Raw genomic sequence first — 19,888 nt, forward strand, 5'->3', positions numbered from 1 at the left:
GAACGACATGCCCTGGGATCGCAATCAAATGGCGGCGCGCGCCGCTAAAGAGTTGGAAGATGGCTGGTACGTAAATCTCGGCATCGGAATCCCGACGCTGGTGTCCAACTACATCCCCGAGGGGATCGAGGTGACGCTGCAATCGGAAAACGGCATGCTGGGCATGGGCCCCTTCCCCGTTGAAGGCACCGAAGATGCCGACCTGATCAACGCGGGCAAGCAGACAATCACCGAACTGCCGCAGACGGCCTATTTCGACAGCGCCCAGTCCTTTGGCATGATCCGGGGCGGCAAGATCGCGATGGCGATCCTGGGTGCGATGGAAGTGGCAGAGAACGGTGACCTCGCCAACTGGATGATTCCGGGCAAGCTGGTCAAGGGCATGGGCGGCGCGATGGACCTTGTCGCGGGCGTCGGCCGCGTGGTCGTCGTGATGGACCACACCAACAAGCACGGCGACAGCAAGGTGCTCAAGGAATGCACGCTGCCGCTGACGGGCAAGGGCGTGGTGGATCGCATCATCACCAACCTCGGTGTGCTGGACGTGGTCGAGGGCGGGCTCAAGATCGTCGAGACTGCAGATGGAGTCAGCGAGGACGAATTGCGCGCCGCAACCCAAGCCACCCTTGTCTGACGCAGAGATCACCCGCGAAGAAGGCGAGACCAAGGGCCGCTACGTCCTGGTCATGGATGGGCACGAGGCCGAACTGACCTATTCCATCCTCTCGCCCCACACGCGCATTGCTGATCATACTGGCGTGCCGGATGCCCTCCGCGGCACCGGCGCGGGCCTGCGCCTGGTGGAACGGCTGGTGGCCGATGCGCGGGCAGAAGGCTGGAAGATCGTCCCGCTCTGCCCCTTTGTGAACAGGCAGCGGGCCAAGCACCCCGATTGGGCTGACGCGTTCAACGTCTGAGCGGAGACGTTTTCCGAAGTCGGAAAACGGCCCGGAATTTTTCTGAAAATTCCGCCCGCCTCAGTTCAACGCCGCGAACACGCACCCATCGGTGACCAGTTCCGGGGGTGTGATGCACAGCCCCCGCGCCAATTGAAAGGTCGCAAGCACCTTGGGAACATAGTCGCGCGTCTCGGCAAAGGGGGGCACGCCCTGATGCTTGCGCACCGATCCCTCGCCCGCATTGTACCCGGCCAGCACAAGGACGGGATCGCGATCGAATGTGCCCATCAGCCAATTCAGGTATTTCACACCGCCCGCAATGTTCTGCGCGGGTTCAAAACTGTCGGTCACACCGAACCGGCTTGCGGTGTCGGGCATCAACTGCATCAACCCCTGCGCCCCTGCCCGGCTCTCTGCATCTTCGCGCCCGCCCGACTCGACCATCATCACCGCCAGCACCAGCGCGGGCGACACCTCGGTCCCGATAGTCGCCTTGAGGATGTCGATGCCACGCGCCTGCGCCAGCGCCTGCATCTGCTGAAGGCGTGGCACGGGCACCGGTGCCTCGGCCCGGGCCAAGGCGCGCATCGCCAGATCAAGCCGCCCCGGACCCGCATCCGCCAGATCAGGCGAAACATCCTGCCAGAACCAATCAAAGCGCGTTGCGGGCGGTGCAGCGGCCACAGCAGTCTGTGACGGTGCAGAAGGTGCCGGGGCCTGTTCTTGCGCAGCCGGGTCAATCTGAATGGTGATCCGCTTTTTCACGCCCGCCTTGGGCGGTTTCACCCGTTTGGCTGAAAAATCCTTGAATGGCGGGGGATCCTGGGCCGCCAAAGGCCCAAAACCAAGCGCCAGCACAAAACTGGCCAACCAAATCACTGATTTCATCACTGCTGCTCGCTTTTCGCCGTCGGTTCTTTGACCGAATTGTTGCCAGTATCGCAAAAAACGGCCCCTCGGGCCAGCATCGGTGATCTGAAAGATGGCGATATTGCCATATTTGCACACCGGTTTGATGAAAATTGTGTAGACCGAGAATTTCCCGAGAAAAATTATACATTAAAATCATATGCTTAGAACATTTATTCAAAGTTTCTGCACCCGGACGTGAAAAGCCCAATTTGCCGCCAAATTCGTGCCCCAATCAAACGGCTATATAGCGTCATACCAAGTCGGACACGGGCCAATGAGAGAGAAACGGCCCACACTACGGACGACAAGGTTGAAACGTAAAATCTACTGATCCTTTGGAGGGACACTACCATGATGAAATTTATCAAAAACTTCCGTAAAGACGAAAACGGTGCCGTGACTGTTGACTGGGTTGTTCTGACAGCCGCCGTCGTTGGTCTGGCCGTTGCAGCTTACACGTCCATCGAAACTGGTGCGACCGAGCTGACAGCCGACACCGACACGTTCCTGCAGAACCAAGACCCTAACTAAGTTGGTCTGATCTGACAGAGTAACAAGACTTTGGGGCCGCGACCGATCCTGGACGCGGCCCTTTGATTTGAAAACGGTCGTTACGGGGACCTTTGAGTAGAGGTTAAAGATGAAAACGTATTTCAACAGGTTCTTGCGCAACGAAAACGGTGCGGTCACCGTGGATTGGGTTGTATTGACAGCCGCGATCGTCGCCTTGGCAGTGGCCCTGGTCATTGCACTCACAAATGGCTCTGTAGGTGTGTCCGCCGGCGTCGAGGAGTTCATGACCAACTGGTCATTCTGATAACGTCTCACACGACACCCAACGAACAGCGCGATTACCCTGGCCCCGCCGGGGTTTTAGCATGTCTGGCACAGCGCACGCGGATTTGCCCCAAACCGACCCCACTCGCACCCTAATATCGCCACATTCAGGCGTCACAAATGATCGCGAGAGGCTCCCACCCTTCCGGTGAACAAGAGCCCAACCTAGAGGTACTGAAATGCGAATGGTTTTCGGATTGGTGCTACTTGCCGGGATCGCCCTGGCCGGTGGTGCCGTATACATGGCCAAGAACTACATCGGGCAATATCAGACCGCACTGGCCAAAGAACGGGCCCAGCGTGAAAAGATTGTGCCGACGATTCCGGTCTACGTGGCCGAACGGCCGCTGAAATACGGTGAAGCCCTGACGATGGAGGATGTACGGTCGGTCGATTGGCCCGAAAACGCCATCCCCGAAGGCGCGTTCACCGAAGACAACCCCCTCTTTGACGAGGGCGTGACCGCTGCGCGTGTTGTGCTGCGCTCGATGGAAAAGGACGAGGCGATCCTGGCCGTCAAGGTCACCGCCCCCGGTGAAGAGGCTGGCCTGACGTCGCGCCTCGAGCGCGGGATGCGTGCCTTTGCGATCAAGGTTGACGTGGCCTCGGGCGTGTCCGGCTTCTTGCGTCCGGGCGACCGCGTCGATGTCTACTGGACAGGTCGCGTGGATCAATCGCTCAGCCAAACGCGCGGCGAAGTGACCAAGCTGATCGAACCGGGCGTCAAGTTGATTGCCATCGACCAGAACGCCGCGGGCGATCTGGATGGTGCGATCATCGCCCAGACCGTGACCGTCGCGGTCGAGCCGTCGCAAGTGGCAACATTGGCCCAGGCCCAGTCGACCGGACGCCTTGCGCTGTCCCTTGTCGGGGCCGAGGACGACACGATCGCCGGCGCAATCGAGGTAGACCAGCGCGCATTGCTTGGCATCGCCACACAAGAGGTCAAAGCCGAAGTGGAAGAAGAGAAGACCTGTTCCATTCGCACCCGTCGCGGGGCGGAAGTGGTCGAAATCCCGATCCCCTGCACCAACTGATCTCGAAAATTCAACAACTTATCCCGGCGTCACCCTTTGGTGGCGCCGGTCTCGTTTTGGGCGTGTTGCCGGTTATCCACATAAATAAAACCCGTGAACCCATTGATTCTTGCAAAAAAATCGAAATTACCGCAGAGTGCTGTGAAATACGGGCGAACGACCCGTAACCATCGCGGGCATCAAGACCCGACACCGAGGCGTGATCAAAAAGGCAGGTCACATGAACATTGACGGAATTTTCAAAGCAGCCCTTCTCGGGTTGTCTCTTGCTGTAAGCCCGCTGGCCCTGAGCTCTGCTCAGGCCGATAACTTGCGCGTGGTGCGAAAGGCGACTGAATCGACACTCAGCGTCCCGATGAACCGGGCCGTGGTGGTCGAAAGTGACACGCCCTTTGCGGAACTCAGCATCGCCAACCCGGCCATTGCCGATATCTCGTCGCTCAGCGACCGCACTATATATGTGCTGGGCAAGGCACCGGGCCTGACCACCCTGACCCTTCTGGATGCCAATGGCCGCCTGATCACGAATGTGAACGTGCGCGTGGCAGCCGACATCTCGGAATTCAAGGAACGCCTGCGGCAGATCCTGCCCGGCGAAAAGATCGAAGTGCGCACCGCCAATGACGGGATTGTCCTGTCCGGTGTCGTCTCGTCCACCGCGCGCCTGCAACGCGCGCTGGATCTGGCCGAACGTTACGCCGAAGGGCGCGTGTCCAATCTGATGAGCGTCGGCGGCGTCCAGCAGGTTATGCTGAAAGTGCGCTTTGCCGAGATGAACCGCTCTGTTTCTAAGTCGCTCAGCTCTTCGCTGTCGCTCAACGGCTCGATTTTCTCGGGCGACGTGGGCTTGAACGGCGGTACAGGCACGACGAACAGCTCGGGCGGCGTGGCCAACAGCCTCGGCGGCAACATTCCCGGCACAAACGAAAACGCAGGCGCCATCCTGTTCGGCTTTAACGCGGGCAACACCCAGGTGGGCCTGCTGATCGAAGCCCTTGAAACCAAGGGCGTTGTGCGCACCCTGGCCGAACCAAACCTTGTCGCCCTGTCCGGGCAAGAGGCCAAGTTCCTGGCCGGTGGCGAATACCCCGTGCCTGTCAGCCAGGACAACGGCGTCATCACCATCGAATTCAAACCCTTCGGCATCGAGCTCAACTTTATCCCCCGCGTGGTGGACAAGGATCTGATCAACCTCGAGCTTGAGGCGGCGGTCTCCGCCATCGACCCCACCAACGGTTTCGCCGTCAACGGGTTCGAAATCGACGCCTTCTCGCGCCGCGAAACCTCGACAACCGTGGAAATGCGGGACGGAGAGAGCTTTGCCATCGCGGGCCTGCTCGAAGACAATTTCGACGATAACTCCAGCCAGCTTCCCTGGCTTGGGGATGTCCCGATCCTCGGCACACTGTTCCGCTCGGCCTCTTACCAGCGCAACCAGACGGAACTGGTGATCATCATCACCGCGCATCTGGTCTCGCCCGTACGGGGTGACGTGTTGGCGCTGCCCACCGATCGCATCAAGCCGCCCACCGAAAAAGACCTGTTTCTGTACGGTCGCACCGCCGCTGGCACGCGCGTTCCCAACAAAGGCGCTGCAGGCGAGGTTGCCAAACAGGACTTCTCCGGCTCATATGGCTACGTGTTGGATTAAGGACAGGGTTCATGAAACCGATCATCTCCGTCGCATTGGCTAGCAGTCTCGCGCTTTCTGCGTGTGGCCCGTCCAGCGACCCGGTCTATACCCAGTTCTACCGCGAATCCGGTGCCTTGGTGGATACGGGCCAGTTTGGCAACGCAACCGCCAACAATACCCTGATCATGACGGGCGAGCGTCAGTATACGTTTGACCTGGCCAACCGCTTCGCCTCCGAAGTCATCACGACAGTCAATTTTGCCTTTAATTCCGCGACCTTGGACGCAGGCGCGCAGGATGCGCTGCGCGAACAGGCCCGCTGGATCCGCCAATTCCCCGAAGTCCGCTTCCGGGTCTACGGACATACGGATGCGGTTGGATCGGCAGGCTATAACAAGCGCCTCGGCCTCGCCCGCGCCAAGGCCGTGGTGCATTTCCTGAGCACGCAAGGCATCAGCCGCTCGCGCCTCGAGGCCGTGGCCTCGTTCGGGGAAACCCAGCCCCTGATCGTCACCCAGGGACGCGAACGCCGCAATCGGCGCACCGTGACCGAGGTCAGCGGCTTTGTGAAATCGAACCCCACCGTGCTTGACGGCAAGTACGCCCAGATCATCTATCGCGACTATATCAAGTCCGGCGAGGCCCCGAGCCAGCTGACCGGTATCGTCGGTGCGGACCTCCGCACAGAACAATAAAACACCCAAAATCGCATAAGGGGCCCGCAGACAATCATGCCTGCGGGCCCCTTATCGTTCCAAGATACCAAACAATTGGAGTTTTTTAGCCCAAATCTCGCCTGAATTGCCTGCGACAACCTCCCCTAAGGATAGGTATGCCCGGACACTTTGACCGGGCGTGGGTACCGCAGCAACAGGATGTAAAAGCGTCTGTTTTGCCTGTGTGACCCTTGAATAAAGGACGAGTGGGCAATGAGCAGCGTAATGCCACAACCAGAGACATCGCCAATCGCGGCATGCACCATCAGCCGCGATGTTCAGAACTTTGATCTGTTGATCGAGGATATGGAAGGCGCGTTGGGCGAGGCTTGGGGTGATCTTGGGTTCGCGGAGGCGCTGGCATTCTTCAACCAGCCCGAGGCGGAGTCGATGGAATTCGTCGCCCTTGCGCTGGATGACGCGGACGAGGACAACCTTGTCCTGATGGGTGAAATCATCACCCAGGCCAAATCGCGCAACATCAAGGTGATCCTGATCGCCGAAGACGTCACACCCGCCTCGCTGCACCAGTTGCTGCGACAGGGCGCGGACGAATTTGTCCCCTACCCCCTGCCCGAGGGCGAATTGCAGCAGGCCATCGACCGTCTGCGCGCCGCCTCACAGCCACAACCGGCTGAAACCGAGCGCACGGCGCAATTGACCTCGGGCACCAACAAACAAGGGGCGGTTCTGGTCGCGCACGGCGTGGCCGGCGGCACCGGGTCGACCACCCTGGCGGTGAACCTGGCTTGGGAACTGGCCTTGCTCAGTTCAGGCGACAGCCCCAGTGTCTGCCTTCTGGACCTAGACTTGCAGTTCGGTTCCGCCTCGACCTATCTCGACTTGCCGCGCCGCGAGGCCGTGTTCGAGATGCTATCAGACACCGAAAGCATGGATGACGAGATCTTTGGCCAATCGCTGCTGACCTTCGAGGAAAAGCTGCAGGTGCTGACGGCACCCTCGGACATGATCCCGCTGGACCTGATCACGCCCGAAGACATCGGCCGCGTGATCGACATGGCCCGCGCGCATTTCGACTATGTCGTGATCGACATGCCCTCGACACTGGTGCAGTGGACCGAAACGGTTCTGTCCTCGGCCCATATCTACTTTACCACGCTCGAGCTTGATCTGCGTTCGGCCCAGAACACGCTGCGCTTCAAACGTGCCCTTCAATCCGAAGAGCTGCCAATTGAAAAACTGCGTTATGTGCTGAACCGTGCACCGAAATTTACGGATTTGGGTGGTAAGGCTCGGGTCAAGCGACTGGGCGAAAGCCTCGACATCTCCATCGAAGTGCAACTGCCCGATGGCGGCAAACCGATCACCCAGTGTGCCGATCACGGTCTGCCGCTGGCGACCTCGGCTGCCAAAAACCCGCTGCGCCGCGAAATCGCCAAACTGGCGGCTTCCATCCATGAATTGAGCGAGGACCAGGCCAAGGCGGCCTGATCTGACAACCCAGGGGTTTCCCGATGTTCTCGAAGTACAAAAAGCAGCACCCGCACCCGCCGCAGCACCCGCGCCCGTGGCCGAAGTTCCTGCGCCGGATGCACCGAAAAAGATTGCGCGCAAGGCGAACGCCTCTGTGGCCACGGTCATGCCGATGGACAAAGAGCGCAAGAAGAAGGAGCGGATGGGCGAGATCAAACTCGAACTCCACCGCGCGCTGCTCGACAACCTGAATCTCGCGGCCCTCGAAACCGCGAGCGAGAATGATCTGCGCCAGGAAATCAACGCCATCGCGGGCGAAGTGCTGGAAGAGAAAAACATCATCCTCAACCGCGAGGATCGCCAGACCCTGAACCAGGAGCTGTTCGACGAGGTGATGGGCCTCGGCCCGCTCGAAACCCTGCTCAAGGACGAAACGGTCAACGATATTCTGGTGAACGGTCCGCAACAGATCTTTGTGGAACGCTCGGGCAAGCTGGAACTGACGGACATCACGTTCAAGGACGAACGCCACCTTCTGCGCATCATCGACAAGATCGTGTCGGCGGTGGGTCGGCGCGTGGACGAATCCAACCCTTACGTGGACGCCCGCCTGAAAGACGGCTCGCGTTTCAACGCCATGGTGCCGCCCATCGCGGTGGACGGCAGCCTTGTCTCCATTCGTAAGTTCAAAAAGGACAAGCTGGGCATTGATGATCTGGTGAACTTCGGTGCCTTTACCGAGGAAATGGCCGCCTATCTTCAGGCCGCCGTCGCCACACGGCTGAATGTCATCGTGTCGGGCGGTACTGGGTCCGGGAAAACGACCACGCTCAATGCGCTGTCTTCTTTCATCGACAATGCCGAACGGATCCTCACGATCGAGGACACGGCGGAACTCCAGCTGCAACAGACCCATGTGGGCCGGATGGAAAGCCGCCCGCCCAACGTGGAAGGCAAGGGCGAGGTCAGCCCAAGGGACTGTCTGAAAAACGCACTCAGGATGCGCCCCGACCGCATCATCGTCGGCGAGACGCGCGGCGAGGAGGTCATCGACATGCTCCAGGCCATGAATACCGGCCACGACGGCTCGATGACCACGATCCACGCCAACTCGGCCCGTGATGGCGTCAGCCGTCTGGAAAACATGATCGCCATGGCGGGCATCGAAATGCCGCTCAAGGCCGTGCGCTCGCAGATTTCCTCGGCTGTGAACCTGATCGTGCAGGCCTCGCGTCTGCAGGACGGCTCGCGCCGCATGACCTCGATCACCGAGATCACGGGCATGGAGGGCGACGTGATTTCCATGCAGGAAGTGTTCCGCTTCCAGCGCGTGGGCCTCACGCCCGACAACAAGATCATCGGTCATTTCACCGCCACCGGCGTGCGCTCGCACTATTCTGAACGCTTCCGCATGTGGGGCTATGACCTGCCGTCGTCCATCTACGAACCCATCGCCGCCGAGTAAGGAACCGAACAAATGAGTGCAGAACCCATCATTTACGGCCTGATCTTTGTCGGTGTCCTGGTGCTGGTCGAAGGGATCTATCTGGTCGCCTTCGGCAAATCCATCAGCCTCAACAGCCGCGTGAACCGCCGCCTCGAGATGTTGAACAAGGCCGGTGGCCGCCGCGAGGAAGTGCTCGACCAGCTGCGCAAGGAAATGCAGCAGCACATGGGCGCGCGCTCCATCCCGCTCTATTCCCTGCTGGCCGACCGCGCGCAAAAGGCGGCCATCGCCTTTACCCCGCAACAGCTGATCATGATCATGGGTGGCCTGTCGGTCGTGGCCTTTGTCGGCCTCAGCGTCGGCACCGAAACAGACACACCCGTACGGGCCTTGCTGTCGGTCGTGATTGGCATTGGTGCCGTGTTCTTCTGGGTCTCGTCCAAGGCCAGCAAGCGCCTTGCCATGATCGAAGAACAATTGCCCGACGCCGTGGAACTCATGGTGCGTTCGTTGCGCGTGGGTCACCCGTTCAGCTCGGCCATCCAGATCGTCGCCAAAGAGGTGCAAGACCCCCTGGCTTCGGAATTCGGACTTATCGCGGACGAATCCGCCTTTGGCCGCGACGTGGGCGAAAGCCTCAAGGACATGGCCGAACGGCTGGACATGCAGGATTTGCGCTTTCTCGCCGTGGCGGTAACGATCCAGCAGCAATCGGGCGGTAACCTCGCCGAGATCCTGATGGGTCTGGCCAAGGTGATCCGCGCCCGCTTTCGCCTGTTCCGCCGGGTCAAGGCGATCACGGCCGAGGCCAAGTGGTCGGGCAAGTTCCTGTCCGCCTTCCCCCTCGTGGCGCTGGTCGTCATCAACGTGGGCGACCCGCATTACTACGATGACGTGCGCGATCACGCCTACTTCATCCCTGCCTGTTTCGTTGTCGGCATCTTTCTGTGTGTGAACCTCTGGGTCATGCGCGTGCTGACAAACATCAAAGTCTGAGGAGGCGATCATGGACGCCCTGCTGCAACCCATCACTGATATCCTCGGCCCGCTCGGGCCCATCGTCATCGCCGGTGTGCTCGGGCTGATGATGGTCGTGGTCGTCATCATCATGATGATGCGCCAGCCCGAAGACCCGCTGACCAAGCTGAAGAAATCCAGCAAGGCGGCCGCCGCCGGTGGTCCCCAAAAGGAACGCCTGCGCCAGGGTGCACGCAACGAACAGTTGGAGCGGTTCTCCAACTTCCTCGAACCCCAGGACGTGGCCGAACTGACCAAGCGCCAGTTGATGCTTCGCCAGGCCGGTTACCAGTCGCGCGACGCCGTGCGCATGTTCCACGCGGCCCAGTTCATTCTGGGAGTGCTTGGGCTGATCGGCGGCGTGATCTATACGAACTTCATCGTCGGCACAGACGAGATGACCACGCAAAAGATCATCATGTGGACCGTGGGCCCGGGTGGCGTGGGCTATTACATCCCGCAATACTGGATCACCAAGCGGGTGGAAGAGCGCAAACAGCAGATCACCCAGGGTTTCCCCGACTCCCTCGACATGATGCTTGTCTGCGTCGAGGCGGGCCAGTCGCTTGACCAGTCCATCACCCGTGTTGCGGGCGAATTGCGGGCCTCTTTCCCGGCGCTTGCAGACGAATTCCAGGTCGTCAGCTACGAAATGAAGGCGGGCAAGGACAAGGTGACCGTGCTGAACGACATGGGCGAACGGTGCGGCGTGCAGGACGTGGCCAGCTTTGTGACCGTGCTGGTGCAATCGGCCAGCTTCGGTACCTCCATCGCCGAAGCGCTGCGGGTCTATGCGGGTGAAATGCGCGACAAGCGCGTGATGCGCGCCGAAGAAGCGGCAAACAAGTTGCCAACCAAGATGACCCTTGCCACTATGATGCTCACGGTGCCGCCGCTCCTGATCATCCTTGTGGGTCCCTCGGTGCACGGCATTACCCAGCTGGGCAATATGGGCAACTAAACGACCTTATGAAAAACGGCATCTGGGCCCTGCCCACAGCCTTTCTGACACTCAGTCTTGCCGCCTGTTCTTCAGGCGGCATTGACGTGTCTCAAACCGGCCCGTTCGCGCCCGGGATCGACCGCAGCGGCGAGGCTGTGGATGGGGTCGAAGTGGGCCACCGCCTGATCGCCGCCGGCGAATATGAACTGGCCATCAAGGCGTTCAACCGGGCCGCACTGGACCGCGGCGGCATCGACGCCGAAATCCTGTCGGGCCTCGGCAGTGCCAATCTGGGGCTTGGGCGTCTGGGCCAGGCGGAAAAGCTGCTGCGGCGGGCCACAACCGAATACGATCCCTACCCCGAAGACCTCAACAATCTCGGCGTTGTGCTGATCGAACAGGGCCAAACCGGCGAAGCCATCCAGATTTTGCGCCGCGCCTTCGCCCTGGATGACGGAGAAAGCACACTTATCAGGGATAATTTGCGCTTGGCACTCGCAAAATCTGAAAATTCTGCTAGCGTTGCACCCAACGAGAACCAGTTCAAACTGGTCCGCAGAGGCAGCAGTGACTTTCTCATTAGCACGGCTGGCTGATCGACGCGCACATTGCGCGCGGTAATTGAGGGCGCGCCGCAGGGCGCATAGGAATGCGACCGGGCACATAAGCACGGCGCAAACGAGCAGGAAAAGGACGCAAACATGCGCCACCCCGTTTTTTTGGCCGTCTCGCTGGCAGGCGCATTGGCCTTGTCCGCGTGCGCGCAGAAATCAGCAGATGAAACCGTCGAACGCGCGTTCCAGGATGTGAACGTTGTCGATGAATCCGACCTCAACGACGTGATGCTGACCGTGGCCGACCCGAACGAGGCCGTCTCGTATTTCCAGCGCACCGCCGCCGAGAACCCCGATCGCATTGACGTCCAGCGCGGGCTTGCCACGTCGCTGGTGCGCGCCAAGCGCTATTCCGAAGCCGCACCGGCCTATGCCAAGGTCGTCAAACTGGACGGCGCCACCAATGACGACCGGGTCGATTACGCGGACGCCCTGCTGCGTGCGGGTGACTGGGCCAGTGCGGAATCCGAACTCGACAAGGTGCCGCCCACGTTCGAGACCTTCAAACGCTACCGTCTGGAGGCGCTGATCGCCGACAGCAACAAGGAATGGAAAAAGGCCGACAGTTTCTATGAAACCGCCGTGGGCCTCACCACGCGCCCCTCGGGTGTGCTGAACAACTGGGGCTACTCCAAACTGACACGCGGCGATTTCAAGGATGCCGAGCGGTTGTTCGTCGACGCCATCCGTCAGGATCCCGCCCTTTTCACAGCCAAGAACAACCTGATCCTCGCCCGCGGCGCGCAACGCAACTACTCCCTGCCCGTCGTGCCGATGGATCAGACCGAACGCGCGCAACTGCTGCACACGCTGGGCCTGACAGCCGTCAAACAGGGTGACGTCCAGACCGGCAAGGGCCTCTTGCGCGAAGCCATCGAAACACATCCCCAGCACTTCGAGGCCGCCGTGCGCTCGCTGCGCGCGCTCGAAAACAGCGGGTGAGGTGATGGCCCTGTCTGCGCAGGCCGCGCTTTGGTTCCTGCCGTTCCTCGTGCCGTTGTGCCTTTATGTCGCCTACACGGATCTTGCCAGCATGCGGATCACCAACTGGACCGTGCTGGCGATGGCCGCCGTGTTCGTGGTGATGGGCCCGTTCCTGTTCCCGATGGATGCTTACCTCTGGCAGCTGGCGCAACTGGGCATCGTGCTGGTGGTCTGCATGATCCTCAACGCCGCAGGTGCCATGGGCGCGGGTGATGCGAAATTCCTCGCCGCCGCCGCACCCTATGTGGCCTTGGGCGATGTGCGCCTGATCATGGCGCTCTTTGCCGCCGTCCTGCTGGCCGCATACGCCGCACACCGCATTGCCAAACACACGCCTCTGCACAAACTCGCCCCGAACTGGGACAGTTGGCGCCAGAAGGCCAAGAAATTTCCCATGGGCTTTGCCCTCGGCCCCACCCTCGCGCTTTATCTTGCGCTGGCCTCCGTGCACGGGTCTTGACCCCTTTGGGCCATATTTTGGCCGAAAAACCCGGCTACGGTGGCCCAAACAACAAGCAGTAGCAGGCCAGCCACATGAATATGCAAGTCTCTGACGTGATTGCACCCCCCGCGCCCAAGCGGATACAGGACATGAAATTGCCTGTCGTCATGATGCGCGACATCCTGCTGAAAACGGTGTTCCGCAAGAATCTCGACATGGTGTCCGACCTGTCCCCGGCGCTGTGCCTGCCGATCCCGGTGGTGCAGGAACTGATCGACATGTGCCGTGACCAGCGGCTGATGGAGGCGACCGGCACGCTCAACGCCAACAATGGCAACGAAATGGGCTATCAGCTGACAGATGGCGGCAAGGCCCGCGCGCTCGACGCGCTGTCCCAGTCCGAATATTTCGGCGCCATGCCCGTCCCGCTCGACGTCTACCGCGAACAGGTCAAGCGCCAGTCGATCCGCAACATCATGGTCACACGCCAGCAATTGACGGGGGCCATGGGCCACCTCGTGCTGCCCGATGATCTGCTCGACCAACTTGGGCCCGCCGTCTCGGCCGGGCGCTCGATCCTGATGTACGGCCCCCCGGCAACGGCAAATCCTCGATTTCGAACGGCATCCGCGACGCGCTGGGTGACAATGTCTATGTGCCCCGCGCCATCGAATATGCAGGCCAGGTGATCACCGTCTTTGACCCCATCGTGCACATGGTCGCGCAAGAGGAAGCACCCGACACAACCTCGCTGCGCAAGCGCACGCCCTACGACCAGCGCTATGTCAAATGCGAACGCCCGACCGTGATTACCGGGGGCGAACTCAGCCTCGACATGCTCGATCTGGTCTATAACCCCACGGCAAAAACCTACCAGGCCCCGCTGCAACTCAAATCCACCGGCGGCATCTTTATCGTTGACGATCTTGGCCGCCAGGCCGAACCGCCCCAGGCGCTCGTCAACCGCTGGATCGTGCCGCTCGAAGAATCCAAGGACATCCTCGCCCTGCAATCTGGCGAAAAATTCGAGGTGCCCTTCGACACGCTCGTTGTCTTCTCGACCAACTTCCACCCGAATGAAATCTTTGACCAGGCCGCGCTCCGCCGGATCTTCTTCAAGATCAAGATCGACGGGCCGAACCAGGCCAACTTCCTGAAAATCTTTGCCATGGTCGCCAAGAAAAAGGGGATGGCCCTGAACGAAGAGGCGCTGATCCACCTGCTCAAGGTCAAGTACCCGACCATCGACAACATCTACGCCAACTATCAGCCCAACTTCCTCGTGGATCAGATGGTGGCGATCTGTAACTTCGAAGGCATCCCCCTGCAAATGCGCCCCGATCTGATCGACCGCGCATGGGCCAACATGTTCGTCAAGGACGAACATATCGTCAAATGATCGGGCTGGCGGGCTGTGGCCGCATGGGGGCACCCATGCTGGCGGCCCTGCGTGATGGCGGCACACAGGCCCGCGGCTTTGATGTGGTGGACAAGGGCGCGGATCACATCACGACCAACATCATGGCCTTCGCGCCGCGCCTTGAAACGCTGTTCAGCGTCGTGCGCGACACGGACGAAACGGATGCGCTGCTGTTTGATCAGCAAAACCTGATCCAGACGGCCCCCGACCTGCGCCGCATCTTCATCTGTTCCACCCTGTCGCCGCGCTATGTGCGCGATCTGCGCGCGCGCATCCCCGGTCACATCACGCTGATCGACGCGCCCATGTCCGGTGCGCAGGTGGCTGCCGAAAATCGCGCCCTTTCCTTCATGCTGGGCGGAGATCAGAGTGACATCGACGACGCGATCCCCCTCCTTGCCCTCATGGGCCAGCATTTCCACCACATGGGCGATTACGGCGCGGGCATGCAGGCCAAGGTTCTGAACAACCTGCTCGCCGCCTCGCACACGGCCATGACCCGGCTGGTGCTCGACTGGGCGGATCAGGCGCAGCTTGACCAGGACAAGCTGCTGGGGCTCATCAACACGTCCTCGGGACAGAACTGGCTGGCCTCAGGCTATCACGACATCGAATTTGCGCGCGACGGCTACGCGCCAAACAACTCCATCGGCATATTGGTCAAGGACATCGCCGCAGCGCTGGATGCCGTCCCGCCCGGGGCCAACACGGCGCTGCCCGAAACAATCCAGAGCGCAATTCGCAACCTCACCCCGCGCCGCTAGCCCACTGCACGTTGCGTTAACCCCGCCACACAGCATTTACGTCAATGAATATTGGGTAAATCAGGCACGGCTCACCGACCGTCTTCATTGTTCCAAAAATATTGCCGGGGTTTGGGGCAGCGCCCCAATCCGACACTTCCACCCAGCGCATCGCCCGCTACATTGGGCACATGACCACCCTCCCCCAAACCTTCCAGGACTGGTTCGCCGCCAAGGGCTGGTCCATCCACCCCCACCAGCAGGCCATGCTCGACCGGTCGCGTGACCCCGCCCTGCTACTGATCGCCCCGACGGGTGGGGGCAAGACACTGGCCGGCTTCCTGCCCACGCTGGTCGACCTCGCCGACCAACTACACGAGGGGATGCACACGCTCTACATCTCCCCGCTCAAGGCCTTGGCCTCTGATATCAAACGCAATTTACGCACACCCGTGGACGAGATGGGCCTCGACATCCGGATCGAGGACCGCACCGGCGACACCTCGCAGACGCAAAAGAAACGTCAACGCGCCGACCCGCCGCATATCCTGCTGACCACACCGGAATCCCTCGCGCTGCTCACCTCATACGAGGACGCACCGCGCATGTTCGCGGGCCTCAAGCGCGTGGTGGTCGATGAAATCCACGCGCTGGCCGAAAGCAAGCGGGGCGATCAGCTGTTCCTCGCACTCGCACGCCTGCAAACGCTCTGCCCCGACCTGCGCCGCGTGGGTCTGTCCGCCACGGTCGAGGACCCCGCCGCCATCGCCCACCTGCTGGCCAAGCACCCTGATCCTTGCGACATCCTGCACGCCGATCCCGGCCCGGCCCCCGACATCCAGATGCTGGTGACCGAAGAGGCCCCGCCCTGGTCCGGCTCGGGCGGGAAGTACGCCATCCCTGCCGTGCTCGAACAGGTAAAGGCCCATAAAACCACACTTATCTTCCACAACACCCGCGCGCAGGCCGAGCTTTATTTTCACAACATCTGGCTCGCCAATGATGAGGGACTGCCCATCGGCATCCACCATGGCAGCCTCGACCGACAGCAGCGCGAAAAGGTCGAACAGGCCATGGTTGACGGGCAGCTCAAGGCCATCGTGTGCACGGGCACGCTCGATCTTGGCATCGACTGGGGCGATGTGGATCTGATCATCCAGGTCGGTGCGCCCAAGAACGTCAAGCGGCTGGTGCAGCGGATCGGGCGCGCCAATCACCGCTACAACGCGCCGTCCAAGGCGCTGCTGGTGCCCGCGAACCGGTTCGAAGTCGTCGAATGCGTCGCCGCGCTCGACGCGGTGAAAGCGGGCGCGCTTGACGGCGACCCGCGCGGACCGGGGCCGCGCGACGTGCTCTGCCAGCACATCCTGATCACGGCCTGCGCCGGGCCCTTTCACGCCGACACGCTCTACGCAGAAGTGACCAGCGCCGGGGTCTACAGCGCGCTGACCAGGGCAGAATTCGACGCCTGCCTCGATTTCTGCGCTACGGGCGGCTACGCCCTGCGCGCCTATGATCAGTGGCAGCGGTTGCTGCAACGCCCCGACGGATTGTGGCAATTGCGCGATCCACGCGCGACCCAGCGCATCCGCATGAATATCGGCACGATCCAGGACACCGACACGCTCAAGGTTCGTTTCAAGGGCCGGGGCGGCAAGCCCTTGGGCGAGATCGAGGAAGGCTTTGCCGCTACCCTCACCCCCGGCGACACGTTCCTGATCGGCGGACAGATCGTGCGCTATGACTCTTTGCGCGAAATGACCGTGCAGGTGACCCGCGACGCGGCCAAAAAGCCCAAGATCGCCACCTTTCTGGGCACCAAATTCGCCACCTCCACCCAGCTCAGCCATCGCATCATCGAGATGTTCCAACAGGAGACCTGGCCCGACCTGCCGCCCCACACCGCCGACTGGCTGACTCTGCAACGCGAGGTCTCGCGCCTGCCCGAACCGGGGCGGCTGCTGATCGAAAGCTTTCCGCATGACAACCGCATTCACACCGCCGTCTATGGCTTTGCCGGGCGTAACGCCATGCAAACACTGGGGCTTTTGCTCACCAAGCGGATGGAGGAAACGGGGCTCAACCCCCTCGGCTTCCTTGCCACGGACTATGCCACGCTAATCTGGGGGCTGGACAAGATCACCGATCCGGCACCGCTATTCGACATCAATGCCCTTCGCAACGGGTTGGACACGTGGCTCGCAGGCAATGCGGTGATGAAACGCACCTTCCGCGCATCGGCCACCATCGCCGGGCTGATCGAACGCAACCTTCCCTCAAACCGCAAGACCGGGCGGCAGGCCACGTTCAGTTCGGACATCCTTTATGACACGCTGGCCAAATACGATCCCGACCACCTCATGCTCGACATCACGCGGCAAGAGGCGATGCGCGGCCTCGTCGACTTTGGCCGGATCGAAGAGATGTGCGCCCGCATCGGCGACCGGATCGACCTGATTGAACACAACCGCGTCACGCCGCTGGCGGCGCCTTTGATGCTGGAAGTCGGGCGCGTGCCGATCAAGGGGCTGGCCGAGGAAAAACTGCTCGCCGAAGAGGCCGAGCGGCTGATGAGCACGGCGGGCCTGCCCCCAGAACCCAAGAAACGGGAATGGCGCGTGCCCTTCTGAAACGGGGGGCGGAGGACACCTCCGCCTTACTTTTGCACTGGCCAAATCGCGCCCGCGCAGACTAAGAACAAATTATGAACGTTATCGAATTGACCCTGGCGGGGGCCCGCCTGCATGCGCTTGGCTCAGGCGGACTGTTCTGGCCCGATCAAAACCTGCTCTGTATCTCCGATCTGCACCTGGGCAAGTCCGAGCGGATCGCGCGGCGTGGCGGCAGCCAGCTGCCGCCTTACGAGACTCGCGACACGCTTAATCGCCTGGCCTCCGACCTCGAACAGACCGGCGCACGTACAGTTGTGTGCCTCGGCGACAGCTTTGATGACCTCGCCGCCGCCCGTGCCCTGCCCGAAGACGAACGGCTCTGGATCACCAGGCTACAGGCCGGGCGCCGTTGGGTCTGGATCGAGGGCAACCACGACCCCGGCCCCATCGAATTCGGCGGCACCCATCTGGCCGAACTGCCCATCGGCGCGCTCACCTTTCGCCACATCGCCAAAGCGGGGTCCAGCGGTGAAGTCTCGGGGCACTACCACCCCAAAGCGACGTTGCAAACGCGGGCGCGGGCCATCTCGCGGCCCGCTTTCCTGATCGACAGCGACCGGCTGATCCTGCCGGCCTATGGCACCTACACGGGCGGCTTGCGCAGCCATGATACGGTGCTGGCCCGGCTTATGCGCCCCGATGCCAGCGCCATCCTGACCGGGGCCAAGCCGGTCCAGGTGCCCATGCCGCGTTAAGCGGTCAGGCCGTCCGGCTCTGCCAGACCATTGGCGCGGCAGCAGGCGGTGACCGTGTTGGCCAACAGGCACGCGATGGTCATGGGGCCGACACCGCCGGGCACGGGTGTGATCGCACCCGCCACGTCGGCGCAGCTGTCATAGTGGCAATCACCCACAAGACGCGTCTTGCCCTCGCCCTTTTCCGGCGCATCGATGCGGTTGATGCCCACATCGATCACGGTCGCGCCGGGCTTGATCCATTCGCCTGTCACCATCTCGGGGCGGCCCACGGCGGCGACCACGATATCGGCGGTGCGGGTGATGTCCTGGATGTTCTTGGTGCGGCTATGGGCAATCGTGACGGTACAGCTGTCGCCCAGCAGCAACTGCGCCATCGGCTTGCCCACGATGTTCGAGCGGCCAATCACGACCGCATTGAGGCCCGACAGGCTGCCGTGATGGTCACGCAGCATCATCAGCGACCCCAGCGGTGTACAAGGCACCATCGACTTTTGGCCAGTGCCCAAAAGACCGACATTCGAGATATGGAACCCGTCCACATCCTTGGCCGGCGCGATGGAGTTGATGACCAGATCCTCGTTCAGATGACCGGGCAAGGGCAGTTGCACCAGAATGCCATGCACGGCCGGGTCGTTGTTCAGATCATCGATCAGGGCCAGCAAGTCGGCCTCTGACGTATCCACATCCAGTTTGTGCTCGATCGAGTTCATGCCAACCTCGACCGTCATCTTGCCCTTGGAACGCACATAGACCTGGCTGGCCGGGTCCTCGCCCACAAGCACCACGGCAAGGCCGGGTGTGATGCCGTGATCGTCCTTCAGACGGGTCACATGTTCGGCCACCTGACCGCGTACTTTAGCCGCAAAGGCCTTGCCATCAATAATTGTCGCGGTCATGTCAGTCCGGTCTCCTTCAGTCTCGGTAAAAGTTCACCTGATGCGCCCATGTTTCGCCATCGCTGATCACCAGCGTGTCGAATTCCATGAGTTGCAGCAGGTCGTAAAAGGTGGCGACGAATTCCAGGCCCTGGTCCTTGAAAAACGCGTTGTTGCGCATGTTCGATGTCATCTGGGCCAGAACGGCGCGGGCACGATAGATCGTGCTGAACACGTCGTCATCCAGCGCGATCACGTTCAGATGCCGGGCATCCGCCCCCTTGGCAAAGAACACGAAACGCGGGCTTTCGGGGGCGGCCAGTTGCGCCGCCGTCAGGTTGGTCACGAATTCGACCCGCACGCCCTTGTTGGCGGCTGGCCCTTCGCGGATGAGGCGCGTGAACTCTTCCTGGGATGACACATCGGGATAGTAATAGCCCTCATAACGATCCTGGGCGGTCGCCGCGGATGTGGTCACAATCAGGGCGATCAGCAGGGCAAACAGTCTGGTCATGGGATATCCTCCAGTTTCTGGAGACCACGCTGATCATCGCGCGCTTCTGGG

The 19,888-nt window shown here is 61.2% G+C and carries 20 protein-coding genes and 1 pseudogene; 18 read left to right on the top strand and 3 right to left on the bottom strand.

The features are described 5' to 3' along the window. The first annotated feature begins 7 nt into the window (after nt 1-7). Together ACMHLQ_RS05615 and ACMHLQ_RS05620 are read left to right on the top strand one after the other, a co-directional pair. Entirely contained in the window at nt 8-634 is a 627-nt protein-coding gene (locus tag ACMHLQ_RS05615; protein WP_415403812.1) for a 3-oxoacid CoA-transferase subunit B, read from the top strand. A 52-nt stretch (nt 635-686) separates the two neighbouring features. Further along, the gene (locus ACMHLQ_RS05620; protein ID WP_415405234.1) at nt 687-917 is read left to right on the top strand and encodes a GNAT family N-acetyltransferase; all 231 of its coding nucleotides are present in this window, start codon (nt 687-689) and stop codon (nt 915-917) included. 60 nt (nt 918-977) lie between these two features. Here ACMHLQ_RS05620 and ACMHLQ_RS05625 read toward each other — a convergent pair whose 3' ends face one another. Beyond that, entirely contained in the window at nt 978-1,787 is an 810-nt protein-coding gene (locus tag ACMHLQ_RS05625; RefSeq protein ID WP_415403813.1) for a lytic transglycosylase domain-containing protein, read from the bottom strand. Nucleotides 1,788-2,162: 375 nt separating this feature from the next. Here ACMHLQ_RS05625 and ACMHLQ_RS05630 point away from each other — a divergent pair, with 375 nt between their 5' ends. The 16 genes and pseudogenes from ACMHLQ_RS05630 to pdeM all read left to right on the top strand — a co-directional run bounded on the left by ACMHLQ_RS05630 (nt 2,163) and on the right by pdeM (nt 18,445). Further along, on the top strand, nt 2,163-2,342 hold the full coding sequence (locus ACMHLQ_RS05630; protein WP_415403814.1) for a hypothetical protein: 180 nt from the start codon (nt 2,163-2,165) through the stop codon (nt 2,340-2,342). 109 nt (nt 2,343-2,451) lie between these two features. After that, a complete protein-coding gene (locus tag ACMHLQ_RS05635; RefSeq protein WP_415403815.1) occupies nt 2,452-2,628 on the top strand; it encodes a hypothetical protein in 177 nt (58 codons plus the stop codon). Between the two features lie 199 nt (nt 2,629-2,827). Further along, nucleotides 2,828-3,685: a Flp pilus assembly protein CpaB gene (gene cpaB, locus ACMHLQ_RS05640; protein WP_415403816.1), complete on the top strand. Its 858-nt coding sequence runs from the start codon at nt 2,828-2,830 to the stop codon at nt 3,683-3,685. 220 nt (nt 3,686-3,905) lie between these two features. Beyond that, entirely contained in the window at nt 3,906-5,336 is a 1,431-nt protein-coding gene (locus ACMHLQ_RS05645; protein WP_415403817.1) for a type II and III secretion system protein family protein, read from the top strand. An 11-nt stretch (nt 5,337-5,347) separates the two neighbouring features. Next, nucleotides 5,348-6,013, top strand: coding sequence for an OmpA family protein (locus ACMHLQ_RS05650; protein ID WP_415403818.1), 666 nt, complete (start codon nt 5,348-5,350; stop codon nt 6,011-6,013). 234 nt (nt 6,014-6,247) lie between these two features. Continuing rightward, on the top strand, nt 6,248-7,486 hold the full coding sequence (locus ACMHLQ_RS05655; RefSeq protein WP_415403819.1) for an AAA family ATPase: 1,239 nt from the start codon (nt 6,248-6,250) through the stop codon (nt 7,484-7,486). Between the two features lie 76 nt (nt 7,487-7,562). Then, nucleotides 7,563-8,933, top strand: coding sequence for a CpaF family protein (locus ACMHLQ_RS05660; RefSeq protein ID WP_415403820.1), 1,371 nt, complete (start codon nt 7,563-7,565; stop codon nt 8,931-8,933). Between the two features lie 12 nt (nt 8,934-8,945). Further along, entirely contained in the window at nt 8,946-9,911 is a 966-nt protein-coding gene (locus tag ACMHLQ_RS05665) for a type II secretion system F family protein (RefSeq protein WP_415403821.1), read from the top strand. Nucleotides 9,912-9,921: 10 nt separating this feature from the next. Continuing rightward, nucleotides 9,922-10,893, top strand: a complete 972-nt coding sequence (locus tag ACMHLQ_RS05670; RefSeq protein ID WP_415403822.1) for a type II secretion system F family protein — start codon at nt 9,922-9,924, stop codon at nt 10,891-10,893. An 8-nt stretch (nt 10,894-10,901) separates the two neighbouring features. Beyond that, complete coding sequence (locus ACMHLQ_RS05675) at nt 10,902-11,471, top strand: tetratricopeptide repeat protein (RefSeq protein WP_415403823.1); 570 nt, start codon at nt 10,902-10,904, stop codon at nt 11,469-11,471. A gap of 105 nt (nt 11,472-11,576) precedes the next feature. Then, complete coding sequence (locus ACMHLQ_RS05680) at nt 11,577-12,431, top strand: tetratricopeptide repeat protein (RefSeq protein WP_415403824.1); 855 nt, start codon at nt 11,577-11,579, stop codon at nt 12,429-12,431. A gap of 4 nt (nt 12,432-12,435) precedes the next feature. Beyond that, the gene (locus ACMHLQ_RS05685; protein WP_415403825.1) at nt 12,436-12,933 is read left to right on the top strand and encodes a prepilin peptidase; all 498 of its coding nucleotides are present in this window, start codon (nt 12,436-12,438) and stop codon (nt 12,931-12,933) included. 74 nt (nt 12,934-13,007) lie between these two features. Then, nucleotides 13,008-14,314 (top strand): annotated as a pseudogene (locus tag ACMHLQ_RS05690) (ATPase). Further along, the gene (locus tag ACMHLQ_RS05695) at nt 14,311-15,099 is read left to right on the top strand and encodes an NAD(P)-dependent oxidoreductase (RefSeq protein ID WP_415403826.1); all 789 of its coding nucleotides are present in this window, start codon (nt 14,311-14,313) and stop codon (nt 15,097-15,099) included. Before ACMHLQ_RS05690 ends, ACMHLQ_RS05695 begins: the two are co-directional and overlap by 4 nt. Before the next feature lie 170 nt (nt 15,100-15,269). After that, on the top strand, nt 15,270-17,708 hold the full coding sequence (locus tag ACMHLQ_RS05700; RefSeq protein ID WP_415403827.1) for a ligase-associated DNA damage response DEXH box helicase: 2,439 nt from the start codon (nt 15,270-15,272) through the stop codon (nt 17,706-17,708). A gap of 74 nt (nt 17,709-17,782) precedes the next feature. Next, the gene (gene pdeM / locus ACMHLQ_RS05705) at nt 17,783-18,445 is read left to right on the top strand and encodes a ligase-associated DNA damage response endonuclease PdeM (RefSeq protein ID WP_415403828.1); all 663 of its coding nucleotides are present in this window, start codon (nt 17,783-17,785) and stop codon (nt 18,443-18,445) included. Here the strand turns inward: pdeM and folD are convergent. Together folD and ACMHLQ_RS05715 are read right to left on the bottom strand one after the other, a co-directional pair. Continuing rightward, entirely contained in the window at nt 18,442-19,344 is a 903-nt protein-coding gene (folD, locus tag ACMHLQ_RS05710; RefSeq protein WP_415403829.1) for a bifunctional methylenetetrahydrofolate dehydrogenase/methenyltetrahydrofolate cyclohydrolase FolD, read from the bottom strand. The genes pdeM and folD overlap by 4 nt on opposite strands. 16 nt (nt 19,345-19,360) lie before the next feature. Beyond that, on the bottom strand, nt 19,361-19,837 hold the full coding sequence (locus ACMHLQ_RS05715; RefSeq protein ID WP_415403830.1) for a hypothetical protein: 477 nt from the start codon (nt 19,835-19,837) through the stop codon (nt 19,361-19,363). Nucleotides 19,838-19,888: the final 51 nt, after the last annotated feature.

This window comes from Tateyamaria algicola (genome assembly GCF_047715485.1).
Classification (GTDB): Bacteria; Pseudomonadota; Alphaproteobacteria; order Rhodobacterales; family Rhodobacteraceae; genus Tateyamaria.

What these genes read in the sequence shown, in the direction of transcription:
- ACMHLQ_RS05615 (WP_415403812.1), top strand. Translation starts at nt 8, where the DNA reads ATGCCCTGGGATCGCAATCAAATGGCGGCGCGCGCCGCTAAAGAGTTG.
- ACMHLQ_RS05620 (WP_415405234.1), top strand. Translation starts at nt 687, where the DNA reads ATGGATGGGCACGAGGCCGAACTGACCTATTCCATCCTCTCGCCCCAC.
- ACMHLQ_RS05625 (WP_415403813.1), bottom strand. Translation starts at nt 1,787, where the DNA reads ATGAAATCAGTGATTTGGTTGGCCAGTTTTGTGCTGGCGCTTGGTTTT.
- ACMHLQ_RS05630 (WP_415403814.1), top strand. Translation starts at nt 2,163, where the DNA reads ATGATGAAATTTATCAAAAACTTCCGTAAAGACGAAAACGGTGCCGTG.
- ACMHLQ_RS05635 (WP_415403815.1), top strand. Translation starts at nt 2,452, where the DNA reads ATGAAAACGTATTTCAACAGGTTCTTGCGCAACGAAAACGGTGCGGTC.
- cpaB (WP_415403816.1), top strand. Translation starts at nt 2,828, where the DNA reads ATGCGAATGGTTTTCGGATTGGTGCTACTTGCCGGGATCGCCCTGGCC.
- ACMHLQ_RS05645 (WP_415403817.1), top strand. Translation starts at nt 3,906, where the DNA reads ATGAACATTGACGGAATTTTCAAAGCAGCCCTTCTCGGGTTGTCTCTT.
- ACMHLQ_RS05650 (WP_415403818.1), top strand. Translation starts at nt 5,348, where the DNA reads ATGAAACCGATCATCTCCGTCGCATTGGCTAGCAGTCTCGCGCTTTCT.
- ACMHLQ_RS05655 (WP_415403819.1), top strand. Translation starts at nt 6,248, where the DNA reads ATGAGCAGCGTAATGCCACAACCAGAGACATCGCCAATCGCGGCATGC.
- ACMHLQ_RS05665 (WP_415403821.1), top strand. Translation starts at nt 8,946, where the DNA reads ATGAGTGCAGAACCCATCATTTACGGCCTGATCTTTGTCGGTGTCCTG.
- ACMHLQ_RS05670 (WP_415403822.1), top strand. Translation starts at nt 9,922, where the DNA reads ATGGACGCCCTGCTGCAACCCATCACTGATATCCTCGGCCCGCTCGGG.
- ACMHLQ_RS05675 (WP_415403823.1), top strand. Translation starts at nt 10,902, where the DNA reads ATGAAAAACGGCATCTGGGCCCTGCCCACAGCCTTTCTGACACTCAGT.
- ACMHLQ_RS05680 (WP_415403824.1), top strand. Translation starts at nt 11,577, where the DNA reads ATGCGCCACCCCGTTTTTTTGGCCGTCTCGCTGGCAGGCGCATTGGCC.
- ACMHLQ_RS05685 (WP_415403825.1), top strand. Translation starts at nt 12,436, where the DNA reads ATGGCCCTGTCTGCGCAGGCCGCGCTTTGGTTCCTGCCGTTCCTCGTG.
- ACMHLQ_RS05695 (WP_415403826.1), top strand. Translation starts at nt 14,311, where the DNA reads ATGATCGGGCTGGCGGGCTGTGGCCGCATGGGGGCACCCATGCTGGCG.
- ACMHLQ_RS05700 (WP_415403827.1), top strand. Translation starts at nt 15,270, where the DNA reads ATGACCACCCTCCCCCAAACCTTCCAGGACTGGTTCGCCGCCAAGGGC.
- pdeM (WP_415403828.1), top strand. Translation starts at nt 17,783, where the DNA reads ATGAACGTTATCGAATTGACCCTGGCGGGGGCCCGCCTGCATGCGCTT.
- folD (WP_415403829.1), bottom strand. Translation starts at nt 19,344, where the DNA reads ATGACCGCGACAATTATTGATGGCAAGGCCTTTGCGGCTAAAGTACGC.
- ACMHLQ_RS05715 (WP_415403830.1), bottom strand. Translation starts at nt 19,837, where the DNA reads ATGACCAGACTGTTTGCCCTGCTGATCGCCCTGATTGTGACCACATCC.